At 62.0% G+C, this 15280-nt stretch carries 18 protein-coding genes and 1 pseudogene; 11 read left to right on the plus strand and 8 right to left on the minus strand.

Translation table 11 applies throughout. The features are described 5' to 3' along the window. The first annotated feature begins 1 nt into the window (after nt 1). The 8 genes and pseudogenes from IQ26_RS04660 (at nt 2) to IQ26_RS04695 (ending at nt 5838) form a co-directional block, all read left to right on the plus strand. A complete protein-coding gene (locus IQ26_RS04660; protein ID WP_145714316.1) occupies nt 2–385 on the plus strand; it encodes a Na+/H+ antiporter subunit C in 384 nt (127 codons plus the stop codon). Continuing rightward, nucleotides 382–1914 (plus strand): monovalent cation/H+ antiporter subunit D, encoded by a 1533-nt coding sequence (locus IQ26_RS04665; protein ID WP_145714320.1) that lies wholly within the window; start codon nt 382–384, stop codon nt 1912–1914. The genes IQ26_RS04660 and IQ26_RS04665 overlap by 4 nt, the downstream gene beginning before the upstream one ends. A 2-nt stretch (nt 1915–1916) precedes the next feature. Then, nucleotides 1917–2408: a Na+/H+ antiporter subunit E gene (locus IQ26_RS04670; RefSeq protein WP_145714322.1), complete on the plus strand. Its 492-nt coding sequence runs from the start codon at nt 1917–1919 to the stop codon at nt 2406–2408. After that, nucleotides 2405–2674, plus strand: coding sequence for a K+/H+ antiporter subunit F (locus IQ26_RS04675; RefSeq protein WP_145714324.1), 270 nt, complete (start codon nt 2405–2407; stop codon nt 2672–2674). The genes IQ26_RS04670 and IQ26_RS04675 overlap by 4 nt, the downstream gene beginning before the upstream one ends. 10 nt (nt 2675–2684) lie before the next feature. Then, the gene (locus IQ26_RS04680) at nt 2685–3047 is read left to right on the plus strand and encodes a Na+/H+ antiporter subunit G (RefSeq protein WP_145714327.1); all 363 of its coding nucleotides are present in this window, start codon (nt 2685–2687) and stop codon (nt 3045–3047) included. A gap of 281 nt (nt 3048–3328) precedes the next feature. Next, entirely contained in the window at nt 3329–4189 is an 861-nt protein-coding gene (locus tag IQ26_RS04685; RefSeq protein WP_145714331.1) for a universal stress protein, read from the plus strand. Nucleotides 4190–4249: 60 nt separating this feature from the next. Next, nucleotides 4250–4767, plus strand: a pseudogene (locus IQ26_RS04690) (site-specific integrase); the annotation flags it as partial. A gap of 396 nt (nt 4768–5163) precedes the next feature. Then, a complete protein-coding gene (locus tag IQ26_RS04695; protein WP_145714334.1) occupies nt 5164–5838 on the plus strand; it encodes a protein-L-isoaspartate(D-aspartate) O-methyltransferase in 675 nt (224 codons plus the stop codon). Between the two features lie 119 nt (nt 5839–5957). On the opposite strand, the gene IQ26_RS04700 is transcribed toward IQ26_RS04695, so the two are convergent. Further along, complete coding sequence (locus IQ26_RS04700; RefSeq protein WP_145714337.1) at nt 5958–6344, minus strand: hypothetical protein; 387 nt, start codon at nt 6342–6344, stop codon at nt 5958–5960. Between IQ26_RS04700 and IQ26_RS04705 the strand changes: the two genes are divergently transcribed. The 3 genes from IQ26_RS04705 (at nt 6319) to IQ26_RS04715 (ending at nt 7962) form a co-directional block, all read left to right on the plus strand. Next, a complete protein-coding gene (locus IQ26_RS04705; RefSeq protein WP_145714340.1) occupies nt 6319–6570 on the plus strand; it encodes a type II toxin-antitoxin system Phd/YefM family antitoxin in 252 nt (83 codons plus the stop codon). The genes IQ26_RS04700 and IQ26_RS04705 overlap by 26 nt on opposite strands. A gap of 249 nt (nt 6571–6819) precedes the next feature. After that, nucleotides 6820–6957, plus strand: a complete 138-nt coding sequence (locus IQ26_RS40270) for a hypothetical protein (protein ID WP_240547003.1) — start codon at nt 6820–6822, stop codon at nt 6955–6957. A 534-nt stretch (nt 6958–7491) separates the two neighbouring features. Then, nucleotides 7492–7962: a nucleoside deaminase gene (locus IQ26_RS04715; protein WP_145714343.1), complete on the plus strand. Its 471-nt coding sequence runs from the start codon at nt 7492–7494 to the stop codon at nt 7960–7962. A gap of 64 nt (nt 7963–8026) precedes the next feature. On the opposite strand, the gene IQ26_RS04720 is transcribed toward IQ26_RS04715, so the two are convergent. From IQ26_RS04720 to IQ26_RS04750, 7 genes are all read right to left on the minus strand, one after another. Then, on the minus strand, nt 8027–8992 hold the full coding sequence (locus tag IQ26_RS04720; protein WP_145714346.1) for an ABC transporter ATP-binding protein: 966 nt from the start codon (nt 8990–8992) through the stop codon (nt 8027–8029). A gap of 2 nt (nt 8993–8994) precedes the next feature. Further along, nucleotides 8995–10002: an ABC transporter ATP-binding protein gene (locus IQ26_RS04725; protein WP_145714349.1), complete on the minus strand. Its 1008-nt coding sequence runs from the start codon at nt 10000–10002 to the stop codon at nt 8995–8997. Between the two features lie 2 nt (nt 10003–10004). Further along, on the minus strand, nt 10005–10922 hold the full coding sequence (locus IQ26_RS04730; RefSeq protein WP_145714352.1) for a dihydrodipicolinate synthase family protein: 918 nt from the start codon (nt 10920–10922) through the stop codon (nt 10005–10007). A gap of 17 nt (nt 10923–10939) precedes the next feature. Further along, a complete protein-coding gene (locus IQ26_RS04735; RefSeq protein ID WP_145714356.1) occupies nt 10940–11842 on the minus strand; it encodes an ABC transporter permease in 903 nt (300 codons plus the stop codon). Next, nucleotides 11842–12801 (minus strand): ABC transporter permease, encoded by a 960-nt coding sequence (locus tag IQ26_RS04740; protein ID WP_145714362.1) that lies wholly within the window; start codon nt 12799–12801, stop codon nt 11842–11844. The genes IQ26_RS04735 and IQ26_RS04740 overlap by 1 nt, the downstream gene beginning before the upstream one ends. A gap of 82 nt (nt 12802–12883) precedes the next feature. Further along, nucleotides 12884–14470 (minus strand): ABC transporter substrate-binding protein, encoded by a 1587-nt coding sequence (locus IQ26_RS04745; RefSeq protein WP_145714365.1) that lies wholly within the window; start codon nt 14468–14470, stop codon nt 12884–12886. A gap of 41 nt (nt 14471–14511) precedes the next feature. After that, entirely contained in the window at nt 14512–15225 is a 714-nt protein-coding gene (locus IQ26_RS04750; RefSeq protein WP_145714368.1) for a FadR/GntR family transcriptional regulator, read from the minus strand. Nucleotides 15226–15280: the final 55 nt, after the last annotated feature.

Below are 15280 nucleotides of genomic sequence, written 5' to 3' on the forward strand. Positions count from 1 at the left end.
CTTGGAGGTGCTCGTTGCCAGTGCTACGGGAGTTCTTGTTGCGGTCGGCGTGTACCTGTTGCTGCGCGGCCAGACGTTCCCGGTTATCGTGGGGCTGACGTTCCTGTCATATGCGGCAAACGTCTTCCTGTTCGCGATCGGGCGCCTCGCGATCAACCGCCCGCCGATCATCAGTCCGGATGCTGCCGGTTATACCGATCCGCTGCCGCAGGCACTGGTGCTGACGGCGATCGTGATCTCGTTTGGCATGACAGCGCTTATTATGGTCCTCGCCTTGCGCGGTTTTCTGGAAACCGGTTCCGACCGGGTCGATCTCGACACGCTCGACGACGCGCAGGCTCCGCGCGAAAAGCCGGACCCAGTACGCGTGGGCTCGCCTGCATGAGCAACTGGATCGTCGTTCCCGCCATCCTGCCTGCGATGACCGCCGCGCTCCTGATCCTGGCGCTGCGCCACGACCTAGCGCGTCAGCGCATCGTGTCCGTGGCGGCGACCGCGGCGCTGCTCGCGATCACGATCGGACTGTTCGTGCTGGCGAACGACGGGCAGCCGCGCGCGTACCGGCTCGGCAACTGGCCCGCGCCGTTCGGAATCGTGCTGGTGCTCGACGGTCTTTCGGCCACCATGCTGGTGCTGACGTCGGCGCTTGCGTTTTTGGTCCTTCTCTATGCCGTCAAGGGCTGGGACGCCCAGGGACGGCATTTTCACGCGCTGTTCCAGTTTCAGCTGCTGGGTATCAACGGGGCCTTTCTGACCGGAGACCTGTTCAATCTGTTCGTGTTCTTCGAGGTGATGCTAATCGCCTCATATGGATTGATGCTGCACGGCGGCGGCGCGCCGCGGCTGAAGGCGGGCTTTCAGTACGTGGCGATCAACCTGGTGGCCTCGACCCTGTTCCTGTTCGCGGTCGGCCTGATATACGCGGTGACCGGAACACTCAACATGGCGGATCTCGCCGGCAAGGTGGCGCAGGTCGCGGCCGCCGATCAGGCGCTGTTGAAAAGCGGCGCACTGATGCTGCTGATCGTGTTCGCCATCAAGGCCGCGCTGGTGCCGCTGCACTGGTGGCTGCCGGCCACCTATGCGTCGACATCGGCGCCGTCGGCGGCCTTGTTCATGATCATGACCAAGGTCGGCGCCTATTCGATCCTGCGCGTCTATGCACTGATCTTCGGCACCGAGGCCGGCGCGCTGGCGCAACTGGCCAATCCCTGGATTCTGCCGGCGGCTATCGTAAGCCTTGTATTCGGTTCGGTCGGCATGCTGGCGAGCCGGACGTTGCGCGATCTCGTCTGCTTCTGGGTCGTCGCCTCGATGGGCACTCTGCTGATTGCGCTCGGGACCTTCGATCTCGCCGGGGTGACAGCCGCGCTCTATTACCTCATCCACAGCACGTTGACCGGAGCGGCGCTGTTCCTGCTCGCCGACCTAGTGGCCGAACGGCGCGCGCAATGGCTCGATCGCCTGATCCCGGCGCGCGAGATCCAGCGTGCGACGCTGATCGGCGGGCTGTTCTTTCTGGCCGCCATCGCGGCGGTCGGCATGCCTCCGCTGTCCGGATTCATCGGCAAGCTTATGGTCCTGGAGGCGCTGCGCGGCGCGCCAGGCTGGCCGCTGATCTGGTTCGCCATTCTCGGCACCAGCCTGTTGATGATCGTCGGCTTTGCGCGCGCCGGCTCGACCCTGTTCTGGAAGAGCCGTGACGCGAACAACGTCATGGAGGAACCAGATCGCCGGTCGTTGCTGCCGATCATGGTGGTCGGACTGTTGCTGGCAGGAACCGCTGGACTGTCGGTCGCAGCCGGCTCTGCTGTGCGGTCTCTCGAGGGGATCGCCCGGCAGGCGCTCGATCCCGATCCCTATGTCCGAGCCGTGCTCGGTGCGGATGCGCGCATCCGTGCGGCGGGGAGGTAGTCATGCTGACGCGTCTTGTCCCGCACCCTTTGCTGACAATTCTCATCACCGTAGTCTGGGTGCTGCTGAACAATGATGTGTCGATCGCGCAAGCAATGATCGGCCTCGTGCTCGGGCTTCTCATCCCGAAAGCCACGAGCGCTTACTGGCCCGGGCGCCCTCGGATGCGTGCTCCACTTGTCGTCATCGAGTACCTTCTGATCGTGCTCTGGGACATCGTCGTGTCCAACGTGCAGGTCGCTTATCTGGTCCTGTTCCGGCGCGGCGACCGGTTGCGCACACGCTACATCACCGTGCCGCTGGTCCTGACCACACCTGAGGCGATCACCGTATTGGCCGGAACGATAACCATGACGCCCGGCACGGTTACCGCCGACGTCAGCGCCGACGGCCGCGCGCTGCTGGTGCATTGCCTTGAAACGGACGATCCCGAAGCGACAATCGCGCGGATCAAGACGCGCTACGAACAGCGGCTCAAGAGGATTTTCGAATGATCGCCACCGCCTGCGCCATCGCCCTTGGGATTGTCGGCGCCGCCCTGCTGATGAACCTCTACCGCCTTGCCATCGGCCCGGACGTGACGGATCGCGTGCTGGCACTCGACACGATGGTGATCAATGCGATCGCTCTGATCGTTCTGGTGGGAATTCTTTACGGCACCACCATGTATTTCGAGGCCGCATTGCTCTTTGCCATGGTGGGTTTCGTAACGACCGTGGCCTTCTGCAAATATCTCCTGCGCGGCAACGTGATCGAATAAGGACGCAACGATGCATCCCCTGTCAGAAGCACTCATTGCCGGCCTGATCCTGATCGGCGCGTTCTTCCTGTTTGTCGGATCGTTCGGGCTCGCCAAGCTGCCCGACCTGATGCGCCGGTTGCATGGGCCAACCAAGGCGACCACGCTCGGCATCGGGTCGATCCTGGTCGCGTCGATGCTGTACTTCCTCCTCGTGCGCGGCCAGTTTTCGATACATGAGCTGCTGATCACGATCTTTCTTTTCCTAACCGCACCAGTGAGCGCCCACATGATTGCGAAGGCGCATATTCTTCGTTCCCCGGGCGAACGCAGCGCGCTGCCTGGGACGGGTGGCAAGGTCGGGTGGGCTACCGTCGACGAGAATGGCTCCTAGCGTCCATCTCTCTCGAGCCGCCATGAGGCTAAGCAGAGAACGACCCTTTATATGGACCGGCTGCTTTCGCAAATGAGGCGTGCAGGGATAGCGGAATGTCGCTCCTATGTATCCGGCCTGTCGATCGGCTCGCGGCCGTGGCCTTGATGGGAACACGCACGCACCTTTACGCCACGTGTCTGCCTGATTTAGCAGGTTCTACGTCTAGGATTGACGTTGATCAAATCGTTTAGTTAGCCCCGATGGTACGGAAGTGCTTGTTAACTGCCACGGAGACATCAATGCTACGCAGTATCCTCGTAGCGCTCGACGGATCGGCTTCTAGCGTCGAAGCTGGACAGTTGGCGCTTGAACTTGGCAAACGCCACCGTGGTCATGTTGAGGGCCTTGGCATCGTCAATTCCGCGTGGATCCAGCGTCCTGAGCCGGTTCCGATCGGCGGCATGGCATACAAAAAGGCGCTCGATCTGACATTACTCAAGACTGCGTCCGATCGCGTCAACGCCGTTCTCTGGACCTTCGGTGAGCGGGCAAAGGATGCGGACTTCGCCGCGTTCGAAACGAAGAGAGTGGATGGCGATCCACGGATCCAGATCGAGTTCGAAGCAACCGCTCACGATTTGGTGGTGCTCGGTCGCAACAGTATGTTCGACGTGGACGGAGAGCTTTATGAAATGCCTCTGTGCATTGATAGGATCATTCGAGGCGAACCGCGGCCGGTGCTCCTCGTCCCCCCCGGCGGCAAGCCAGATGACGATCTGGCCGCGCCAGTGCTGATTGCCTTCGATGGGAGTCCCGCTGCATCACGGACACTACATATATTCGCGTTGCTCGGGCTCGCCGTAGAACAGGAGGTTCATGTCCTCACCGTCGACAACAGATCAGAGGATGCCGCTGCGGCAGCCGCGGCCCGCGCCTGCGCACTCCTGAGACGGCACGGCACCAAACAGGCGCATGGAATTGGATTGGGAGATCTTCAAGCAGGTACACCGGCAGAAGCGATCCTTGGGACAGCGAAAACCTTGGGCGCGGGAATGATCGCGATGGGTGCGTACGGGCATAGAGGAATCCGTGAGATCTTTGGCTCCTGTACCCGAGACGTCCTGGCAAATTCCTCAAAGCCCCTGTTTCTGTACCATTAGGACAGCTTGGCTCCGGTAGCATGGAACCTGCGGTTCTTGTCAGGCGAGTTCGCATCCGGGGATCGCAAGGACCGACATATCGCCACGGTGCTGGCCGGCATCCGCAACAGCCACGCCTCCCCTCCCCTTCAGAAGGAAGCCATTCTCCCAGAAGATCTGATCGCCATGCTGGAGACGCTCGATCTTGGCCTGCGCGACCGTGCCATGCTGCTTCTGGGTTTTGCCGGGGCCTGGGTCGTTCCGAAATCGTCGGCCTCGACGTTGCCAGGGATCACACGGAGGACGGCCGCGGCTGGGTCGACATTCTCGACAAAGGTGTTCTGGTGACGCTGCGCGGCAAAACCGGCTGGCGTGAGGTCGAGATCGGCCGAGGCTCTTCCAATGCCACCTGCCCGGTGGTTGCCCTGCAGAGCTGGCTGAGGCTGGCACGCATCGCCCATGGCCCGCTGTTTCGACGTGTCACCGGGCAAGACAGGTCCGTCGGCGCCGAGCGGCTGAACGACCAGGAGGTGGCCCGGCTGGTCAAACGCGCTGCGCTGGCCGCTGGCGTCCGCGGCGATATGTCAGAAGGCGACCGCACGCTGCGGCGTTCCGCTGCCTGAAGCCATGCAGCAATCGCAGCACCGCTCCATCAGCCAAGCCTCCAACGACTACGATGACGCGGAACGGACGCTCGGGCGGGCGGCGCGGGTTCTTGCCTGACCAGGTTGGCAGAGGCCTGAGATGCCCTTGGTTCTAATAGGCAGTCCACTCCCACGGCTGCGGCACTCGGCATCTTCCCTCACCTCAACGGTCGTTCGTTCGTCTGAGTTCGTTTCTGCGAGTGCGCCGCTGCGGATGCCGACCAGCACGCAACGCCCAAATCCCTCCGCTCGCCGTAAGCACCCGCAACTGGAAACGATGGCGGGCGTTGCTGTGACGAACAGGATATAAGCTATCTGGCAGCAAGCCTGGTTGAGGACAGCCCGACGGTCATGAAGCCAATGAACGACGAGCATCTCGCAGTGCTACGCAGGCACATGGTCGAGATGATTGCAATCCATACCGATCTCGCAAGCGAGGAACTTGGCAAGGCGGCGCTCGATAAGCGGGTCATGGCGGCGATGAGGCGGATACCCCGGCATCTCTTCGTGCCAGCGTCGGTTGCGCCTTATGCCTACCAGGACATGCCGCTGCCGATCGGCTTCGGTAAAACCATCTCGCAACCGTTCATTGTCGCTCTGATGACCGATCTCCTTGCGCCGCAACCGCACGAGGCGGTACTCGAAATCGGCACCGGCCTGGGCTACCAAACCGCAATTCTCGCGGAGCTCGCCGGGCAAGTTTGGAGCGTCGAAATCGTCGAGGAATTCGCAAGCCATGCGGAGGCGCTCCTGCAGGGCCTCGGCTTATCCAATGTCGGCATTCGTGTCGGAGACGGGTCTCGCGGCTGGCCCGAGCACGCCCCATTCGACAAGATCCTGGCCACGGCGGCGGCTGAGCGGACACCGCCCGCTTTATTGAAGCAACTCAAGCCGGGGGGACGCATGGTTCTGCCTTTGGGGTCTGAAGAAGCACAGTTTCTGACTGTCATCGACAAGGATGCAGCAGGGCAACTCGAGACGCGGCAGCTTATCCCAGTTCGGTTCAGCCGGCTCGAAACGGCCTAATAAAAGGTGCAGACAGCCGCGACCGGGATTTCCCATCGCCACGCTAGATGCCAGGATCCAGTCCGGGTCAGCAGGATCAATCGGAGCGAGAAGATCGGTGTTTCGGCGGCGGATGAGCGTCAGATCATGTTTGCGCGCGAGCGCATGGCGCGTGCCTGACGAAGCAGTCCGCGCTCCTGGCCGTCATAGCGCAGGCGGCGCACCTCGATGGTGTGGAGGTCAAACTCCTCGATCGTGTTGTCTGAGAAGGCAATACGCACATCGTTCTCGGCTCCGAATGCGAGAACGCCTGCCTGTGTTCGCGTTGCCAAGATCGCCACTTCTGCCGCCTCGATGGCGGATCTGACCTCGGCGTGTCCGCCAATGTTACAAGTTACGCGCCGGCAGACCGACGGCAGAGATGGTGACGCCAGCGCGCAACCATTCTTGCTTTTCTTACGTGAATTACCTGTTGTAGGTACTTCAAAAGGAAGTACGGCGATGAAGCAATTCACATTCTCGGACATGAATCGCGTGTCAGGCGAAATCCTCGAAACGGCATTGATCGAGCCGGTGGCGCTGACCAAGCGCGGCAAGGAAAAGCTCGTCATCCTGTCCGCTGCTCAGTACCACCAGCTCGTCGGCCAGCAGCATTCCGTCGCCTATACGCCCGAGGACGCACCGGATGAAGTCCACAATGAACTCATGACTGGACTGGATGCAGTAATTTCCGGCGACACGCCCCATGCTTAAAAGCCGGCGGTCTGCTCCGATATTATTGCAATGGGCGCGGGAAGCAGACGCTGGCGAGGAATCCGGACGCAAGGCAGGGCCGGTTTGCATCGTTGTCCGGACGCCAGCAACGCCCGCAGCCTAGTTTCTCATTCCGTTGACTTCGCAAAAACCCGACCGGTCGCGCCCGCATCTTGCCATCAGCGAAATCGAATGCCGCCGTGGCGGCCTCGACTATCCGTCATGGCTGATCCTGGACGAGTATAACCGGTGCAGGTCGATGAAGCCTATGATCTGGTGACGACGACGCCGATAGGCGCGTTCAGTCCCGCATTTGCCCGCAAGATTGCTGGCGTGATCAAAGAGACGGCGGCGCAGCTTCGATTGCGCGGCATCGTTCGCAAATAGCCGGACTGATCTTCTTGGCAGGCCTCCGGTCCTTACCCGCATCGACTGGGCCAGGACCGGAGCGAGGGGCGCCCTACGCCCTTCCCCTCGCACTCCCCTCCCCGACCACGGCCGCCGCTCCGTTTCACGATGCGCACTTCAGCCTGTCGTCATTGTCGGCAAGTCGAACGCCGTTGCCAGGTCCTGGACCGCTCCAGCGAGAAGGCTGCGGAGAACCGGCTCGCGGCCGGTTGGCGAACGTGGTTTTGCTTCCGAAATCGTCCCAATTGTTGGCGAGTAATTATAGAATATCTCCATCGAAGTAGCATAATACTTGACATTACATGAAGAACCGAAATAGACAAGGCGTTGAGCCGAGGCCAGTCAGCCATTATACGACCCGCGCAAAAACTAGGCTCAGGGCTCATTGATTAGAGCCAGAAGACGACAGTTGCGGCGATGCAGATCGCCGACATGAATCTGATTTGCAGACCCTTGGAAATCCCTCCGATTCAAGACTAAATCATCCCGCACTAGCTTTTTGGGGAGACTCTGATGGAAAACCACGAGCCGTTTCTACGCGAGGCGATTGCGCTCTCGAAATCCGCGATGCAACGCGGCGACGAACCGTTTGGCTCGGTGCTGGTGAAGGACAGCGAAGTAATCCTGCGCGCCGAAAACAGTGTCTTCACCGGCCACGATATGACGAACCACGCCGAGATGAACCTGGTTAAACTGGCGGCGCAGCACTACGACACTGCTTTTCTCGCAGACTGCACGCTCTACACCAGCACCGAGCCGTGCGCGATGTGCTCCGGGGCGATTTACTGGTCGGGCATCGGGCGTATGGTGTTCGCGTGCTCCGAAGCGCGGCTTGGCGAGATCGCTGGGATCGGGTTGAACGTGCCGAGCCGGGCGGTGTCGCAAACCGGCGCGCGCATCGTCACTGTGGTTGGCCCGAACCTCGAAGACGAAGCCGCCGAAGTGCATCAGGAATTCTGGCCAAAGCATCTGGGCAAAGCTTAGAGCCTCGGCTTCGGACTCATTGATCAGAGCCAGAAGATGACGGCGGCCGCTTTTTGGCCTTGCCTCAAGCGATGTCGTCGCGAATGCAGGCCTTCAGATGGCCATCGGACGTTGCCCGCAGCGGCGGGACAGTGCCGGCACAAGCGTCCAGGGCAACCGGGCAACGGGTTCGGAAAACACACCCGGTTGGCGGGTTTGCGGGGCTTGGAATGTCGCCCTTCAGCACCTGCCGGCCTTGCTTGGCCAGTGGGTCGAGCGACGGAATGGCCGAGAGCAGCGCGCGCGTATAGGGATGCTGCGGCCTGGCATAGAGCGCGGCCGCCGGTGCAACTTCCATGATGCGCCCAAGATAGAGAACGATCACCGTATCGCAGATGTATTCGACGACGGCCAGGTCATGCGAAATGAACAGCATGGTCAGACCGAGCCGGAGCTGGAGATCGCGCAGAAGATTTATGATTTGCGCCTGAATGGAGACATCGAGGGCAGACACCGGCTCGTCGGCGACGATGAATTCGGGTTCGAGCGTAAGCGCCCGGGCGATGCCGATGCGCTGACGCTGCCCGCCCGAAAATTCGTGGGCGTAGCGGTCATAGGCATCGACTGGCAACTCGACCGCGGCAAGCGCCTTCTGCGCCCTCGCCCGCCGCTCGTGCCTGTTGCCGATACCCTGAATATCCAAGCCTTCGGTCAGGATCTGCCCGATGGTCATGCGCGGCGACAGGCTGGCGAAGGGATCCTGGAAGATATACTGCATCTTGCGGCGCTGGCGAGCCAGCGGGCCGGCGCTCAGCCTGGTGATATCGACGCCGTCAATTCTTATTTCGCCGGACGTCGGCTCGATGAGACGCAGCACCGAGCGGCCGATCGTGGTCTTGCCCGACCCGGATTCGCCGACGAGGCCGACTACCTGGCCGCGCGCAATATCGAAGGAAATATCGTCCAGTGCCCTGACGATGGGACCGCGCGAGAACGCTGTCGGCGCAAAATGCTTGGTCAAGTTCCTGACCGAAAGGAAGGGGGCATCCACTGTCAAAGATCCTCCCAGCGCAAACAGCGGCTTTGCTGGGTCGGCGTCGCCGCGAACAATGGCGGCACCGCCGTGCGGCAGGCATCGACCGCCATCGAACAGCGCGGCGCGAAAGAACAGCCCTTGGGCAAAAGCGCCAGCGACGGAACATTGCCGGCAATAGTCGGAAGCGGCGTTCCTGCTGCCTTCAGTGCCGAGGCCTGGCCGAGCCGTGGTACCGAGCGCATCAGCCCCGCGGTGTAGGGATGACGCGGACGGGTGAACACCTCGCTCACCGGACCCGATTCCACGATGCGCCCGGCATACATCACCGCGACCCGGTCGGCGATCTCGGCAACGACGCCGAGATTATGGGTGACGAACAGAATGCCCATGCCGCGTTGCGCTTGCAGCTCGGCCAGCAGGTCGAGAATCTGGGCCTGGATGGTGACGTCCAGCGCGGTGGTCGGCTCGTCGGCGATCAGCAAGGTCGGATCGCAGGACAAGGCCATGGCGATGGTGGCGCGCTGGCGCATCCCTCCCGACAGTTCATGCGGGTATTGCCGCGCCCGCCGATCGGGATCGGGAATACCGACCTGAGCCAGTAGCCGCACAGCGTCGGCGGCCGCATCACGATGCGACTTGCCGCGATGGATGCGGATTGGCTCGGCGATCTGTTCGCCTATGGTGTAGACCGGATTGAGGCTGGTCATCGGCTCCTGGAACACCATGCCAATGTCGTTGCCGCGCACCTTGCGCAGCGACTCAGGATCGAGGCCGGTCAGCTCGGTGACTGTGCCGTCCCTGCGCCGTAGCGCGATCGATCCCTCGGCAATGTGTCCGATCTTCTTCGGCAACAGGCCGATGATCGAGAGGCTGGTGACGGATTTGCCCGATCCCGACTCGCCGACGAGCGCGACCGTCTCGCCTGAGCCTATCGCCAGATCGACGTCCTGCACGGCGGCGATGTCGCGTCCCGCGATACGGAACACCGCCCGCAGACCCGAAATCGAGAGGATCGGAGCGTCCACGGTCAGCGCAGCAGCCCGACGTCGCGAAGGATGATTTCGACCTTTGCGGTTTCCTCGTCGTTCAAGCTGCGCTGTGGCCGCGCCATGGTGTTCGAAGCGATAATGCCGAGGCTCCTCATCGCGGTCTTGAAGGCGCCGACACCGGCCGAGCCAGCGCTTGTCCTGCCGAGCGAGATCCAGACCATCTCGAACAGCTTCAGCAGCCGCTCCTGCTCCAGGCGAGCAGCGGCGTGGTCGCCCGCCTGCATCAGGTTCCACAGCTTGACGTAGCCGTGCGGGTCGACATTGGCGAGGCCTGGCACGACACCATGCGCGCCCATGGCCAGTACACTGTCGACCAGGATCTCGGATCCGGTCATGCCGAAGAACTTCGGGTCGTTGGCCATGTCCTTGAGCACGTAACGCAGATTGCCGTCATCGCCGCTGGAATCCTTGATACCGGCGATAGCGCCCTCGCCGGCAAGGCCGACGGTGGTCCTGCGCTCCAGCTTGACATGCACGCAGACCGGGATGTCGTAGGCGATGATGGGGATGTCGACCGCGTCCTTGATATAGCGAAAGTGATCGCCGATCTCTGGCTGGCTGGTGCGGGCATAAAAGGGCGCGGTGACCACGATGGCGTCAGCGCCGGCCGATCTGGCTATCCTGGCGTGGTTGATGACACGATCGGTTGTCGGGTCGATAACCCCGGCGAAGATCGGAACACGGCCGTTGTTGACCTTGACCGCGTGCTCGATGATGGCCCTGCGGGCAGCTTCGTCATGGAAGACCACCTCGCTGGTCGAGCCGAGCACGAAGAGCCCGTGAACGCCGCCGTCGAGCAGGTTTTCGATCGTCCGCGTAAATGACGCGAAATCGACGGTGAAATCGGCATGGAGCGGAGTGACGACGGGTGGCACGACACCGGTAAACAGGGGCATTTGATGAACCTTCAAGGTCAGTTGAGATCGGAACGAGGGTCGAATGCATCGCGCAGGCCATCGCCAATGAAATTGATCGCCAGGACGGTGAGCACGAGTACGGCGCCGGGAAACATCCATTGCCAGGGATATTGTTCGAGCACCACGGTGGAGCGGGCGAGATTGAGCATGTTGCCCCAGCTGGCTTCGGGCGGCGCGATGCCGAGGCCGAGGAAGGAAAGGCCGGCTTCGAGCAGAATGGCGTTGGCGATTTGGAGCGTGGCGTAGACGACAAGAATGTCGATGCAGTTCGGCAGGCCGTGACGGAACAGGAGGTGCGGCAGCCCTGCCCCCATGCCACGAGCGGCGACGACGAAGTCACGCTCGCGCAGCTCAAGCAGCCGGGCGCGCACCATGCGCGACAGCACCGGCCATGAGAGCAGCGAGATCACCAGGATGGTCGGCGCGATGCCGGTGCCGGCGATCGAAGCGAGCACGAGCAGGAAGATCACCGGCGGCAGCGTCATTGCGAGATCGACGAAGCGCATCACCGTGCCGTCGACAAGACGCCCGCCGAAGCTGGCGACGGCGCCGACCAGGAAGCCGATGACGATCGAGATGGCGACGGAGCATATGGCGACCAGCAACGAGATCCGCCCGCCTTGCAGCAGCCGGGCCATGACGTCGCGGCCCACCCCGTCGCTGCCCAGCCAATGAATGGCGGACGGTCCCTTGTTGATCGCCCTGAGATCGATGGCGTTGGGGCTGAACGGCCACCATAGAGGATAGGTCGAAACCGCCAGCAGGATGGGGACGACAATAAGCAGACCGGCGCGCGCCGCGCGATTTTCAAAGAAGCGGTCGAGCGCGCGACGGAGCGGTCCTTTGGCTTGCGGCACGGCTGTCGGGTCGACTGTCGGATCCGGCGCGATGATCGTCATCACGACACCTGAATGCGCGGGTCGACGACCGCATAGACGATGTCGGTCAGGAGATTGACCAGAATGACGCAGATGCCGATCACCAGCGTGGCGCCCATGATCACCGGGTAATCCCGCGTGCCTACGGCGTTCACCAGCAGCAGGCCCATGCCCGGCCAGTTGAACACACTTTCGAGGAAGATGGCGCCGCCGATCGCGATTCCGACCGTTGACCCGATCAAGGTGATGACCGGCAAAAGCGCATTGCGGGTCGCGTGCTTGATGATCACCCAGAATTCGCGCACTCCCTTGGCGCGCGCGGTCCGCACATAGTCCTGGTTGAGTACTTCCAGCAGCGATGCGCGCATGTAGCGCATGATCAGCGCCGCGTGTCCGATGGACAGCAGGCAGGCGGGCAGGACGAGGTGCGCGAGCACGTCCGATACGGAAAAAGGTGCGCCGGCGGTCTGCATGCCGCCTGATGGCGCCCAGCGCAGCAACACCGAGAAAAAGTACAGTCCCAGAAGTGCGGTCAGAAAAGCCGGGCTGGAGATGCCGACGAAAGAAACCACTGACAGCATGATGTCGGGCAGGCCGTTGCGGCGGACGGCGCTGAAGATGCCGGCGGAAATGCCGAGCACGATGGCGATGGCCAGGCCCGTGCCCATCAGAAGTGCGGTTGGGCCGATGCGCTCCATGACCAGCGGCAGCACGGCAACGCCGCTGCGCTGGATCGAATAGCCGAAGTCGCCGCTGAGCGCAGCGCCAAGCCAGGCGAGGTATTGGAAGGGAAGCGGCCGGTCGAGCCCAAGCCGGTCACGCAGGACTTCCAGGTCGGAAGCAGACATCGGACTGGACGGGTTGATATACGCGTCGATCGGATCGCCGGGCGCCAGTCGCAGTAGGGTGAAGATGAGGAGGCTGAGCGCGACCAGCATCAACAGTCCTGTAGCGCTGCGGCGGGCAATGAAACTCAGCATTGGCTGTCCGTGATGATGAGCGGAGCCTGCATCATGCCGGCCCCTCGCACAGGTGGGCGGGGAGAGTGGCCCACCAAGCGTTTTACTGGATGTCCCAGCGTTCCGGGTGAGCCGCATAAGGACCGCCGGCCGGTGCCGGCGTCCAGACAAAGTCACGCAGCTTGTTGGAGGCCACGCCATAGCGGTTGGCTACCCATAATGTCGCCCAGGGCAGATCCTTGTTCATCACCTTGCAGACTTCCTGCCAGGATTGATCGATCTTGGCCGGATCGGTCTGGCCGAGCGCGGCGTCCAATGCAGCGCTCAGATCGTCGAACTCGATGCGCATGGTGTTGAAGCCTGCCGGCGGAATCTGGGACTTGTTGAGACCCGGGCTGATGCCAGCCGGATTCGGACCGTTCTGCAGGCCGGCATAGACCATCGCAAACGCGTTCCAGTCCGGCGTACCTTCCTTGTAGACGATGCCATTATAAGTCGGCGTATCGACGACGCGGGGCACCACATCGATCCCGACCTCGGCCAGCATCGACTGGATGGCGGCCATCACATTGGCCGCTTGCGGCGAGCCATAATAGGTCAGCAAGGTGATGGGCTTGTCGGCGTTGATCTTGTCCCAGCCCGCCTCGTCAAGCAGAGCCTTGGCCTTTGCTGGGTCGTAGGCATAGGGTTCGAGGCCTTCGGGAAGCAGATGCGGCGCGACGTAGCCGCAATTGGCTGGTTTGGCCGCCCCGCCATAGAGGCTCTCGATGATGGCGTTGCGATCGATCGCGTACATGATCGCCTGGCGGACGCGAGCATCCTTGAAGAGCTCGACCTTCTGGTTGAGGCCGATGTAGTTGACCACATAGGAGGCGCCCTCGATCACCTTGAAATTGCTGTCGCTCTTGAAGGATACCGCATCGTCGGGCTCGACATAGGTGAACTGGATTTCGCCGGCGCGCAGCGCGGCAACGGCCGCCGCCGGGCTCTCGAAATACCGATTGATGAGCACGTCGGCCTTCGGCTTGCCGCCGCGATAGTCGTCATCGGCGGCCAATTCGACATATTGGTCGCTGACATAGCGATTGAACTTGAAGGGGCCGGTGCCGACCGGAGTGGTGGACCACCAAGTGCTTGTTGCCAGCTGATCCGGTGGCATCCCGGCCAGGGCATGTTCTGGCAGGATCATCACCTGCGAGAGAATGGACAGGAAGGAGCCGTTGGGCTTCGACAATTTGACGACCACTGTGCGATCGTCCGGCGCGTCGACCGACGCGATATCGCCCAGACGCGCGGCAAACAAACTGCCGGACGCTTTGTTCCTGGCGAGCTCAAGCGTGAACTTGACGTCCTTGGATGTGAACGGCTTGCCGTCGTGCCAGGTCTCTTGGACAAGGTTGAACGTGTAGGTCAGCTGATCATCGCTGACCTTAAAGTCCTTGGCCAGATCGCCTTCGAGTTCGGTCAGATCGGCGTTGTAGATGATCAGCGGTTCAAAATAGGTGCTGAGCCAGGTAAAGCCGCCGGTCGCAGCCAGCGGATTGAAGTTCTTGGGAAAGCCGCCGGGGCCAACGTCGAAGCCTCCGGTTATGGTCTTTGCTTCCTGTGCCTGGACGCTGGCGGCCAGGCCGATGCCGCCGAGCAGCAGCCCGGTGACGGCCAGATGACGAGCGATAGTCTTGATGCGCATGGTTTTCCTCCCTTGGCATTGTCAGATAGTTCGGCTTTGGGTCAGGTCGTTCGGTTTTTGGCGATAACTTGCTCAATCCCCCGGTAGTGGTCGTCGAGGCGCTGGCGCGCCCGGTCGACATCCTTGGCGGCGACCGCCTCGACGATCTCGTGGTGGTCGCGCCACGTCGCAAGCGGTGTCGGATTGTCGAGGCTGGTGAAGTTCGAGGCCTTGTTGAACGCCACCCAGAAGATGTCGATCAGCGCACTCAGCATGTGATTGTTCTGGCAGCGGAACAGCAGCTGATGGAACTGCTGGTCCTCTTCGGCAAAGCTCTCCTGGCGCTCGGCGCGCCGCCGCATGCTTTCGGTCAGCTGGCGCAGCGCGGCGATGTCTTCGGCGCTGATCATCTCGATGGTCTTGGCGATGAGGCCGGTTTCAAGGACGCGGCGGATTTCGCGCAGCTCCTCCACGTCGCGCAACGAATCCTGCAGGCCATATGCCAGATTATCCAGCAAGGGCTTGAACGAGAATTCCTTGACGAACACGCCGATGCCGCGACGCGTCTCCAGAATGCCGATCGACTCCAACGCCTTGATCGCTTCGCGCACCGAGTTGCGGCCGACGCCGAGCCGCTGCGCCAGGAAGGTCTCAGGAGGCAAGGGATCGCCTGCCTTGAGCGTGTTGCTCTGGATATATTTCCTGAGGCTCTCCTGCACGCTGACGTGAAGCAGCGGCGGTCGGGTCAAAGGTTCGATCGACTTGGGTTCCGGCATTTTGCTCCCAGCGCCGCTGCAACTGCGCCCGATGCGCATCGCAAAGCGGTCGATA

The organism is Mesorhizobium tianshanense (assembly GCF_007830515.1).
Taxonomy (GTDB): Bacteria; Pseudomonadota; Alphaproteobacteria; order Rhizobiales; family Rhizobiaceae; genus Mesorhizobium; species Mesorhizobium tianshanense.